This window comes from Ruegeria sp. CL5 (genome assembly GCF_056536485.1).
The window spans coordinates 1-739 of record NZ_JBQFPS010000039.1; the positions used below are offsets into that span (position 1 = coordinate 1).

Consider the following 739-nt stretch of genomic DNA (forward strand, 5'->3'; position numbering starts at 1 on the left):
CGCCAACAGACCCGGTCGATGAGACATCGCCAACAGACCCGGTCGATGAGACATCGCCAACAGACCCGGTCGATGACGCACCGGTACCGGATAACACGGCAGGACAGCCGGTTGGAACTCTACAATTCGGCTCAGAAATGGTTATGCAGCCAAACAGAGACACTTGGCATAAAGTCAGTTTCGACAGCGAAATTGAGGACGCGATTGTTATCATGGCACCTCTTACCTACAACGGCGGCGATGCTGCCGTGACGCGCGTCCGGAATGTTACCAATGAGGGCTTCGAATACCAGATCGACGAGTGGGACTATCTGGACGGTCGGCACACAACGGAACAGGTTACGTGGTTTGCCGGTAGCGCAGGTGAATACGAGCTTGAGGATGGCCGTAAAATCACGCTCGGCACTGCAACGGCCCGTGACGAGACACCAACCAACGTTGCACTTTCTGGCTTCGATGACGCTCTGGTTTTCGCGCAGGTTGCAAGCGCCAACGGCGGGGCGGCAGTCACAACCCGGCTAGACAACGTCGAAGCCGACGGTTTTACGTTACGGATGCAGGAAGAAGAGGGCGCTAATGGGAAACACAATCAAGAAACCATCCATTGGGTCGCAATAGAAAGCGGCAAGAGCGACGTGTTAAATGCAGTTTCTCTTGACGACGTCAATCATAACTGGACCGAGATTGATCAGGAAATAGATGAGGCATTCTTATTTGCCGACATCCAGACATTCAATGG

The 739-nt window shown here is 53.7% G+C and carries 1 pseudogene; it reads left to right on the plus strand.

From position 1 onward, the window contains the following. A pseudogene (locus ACR0IU_RS22290) lies at positions 1-739 on the plus strand (hypothetical protein); the annotation flags it as partial.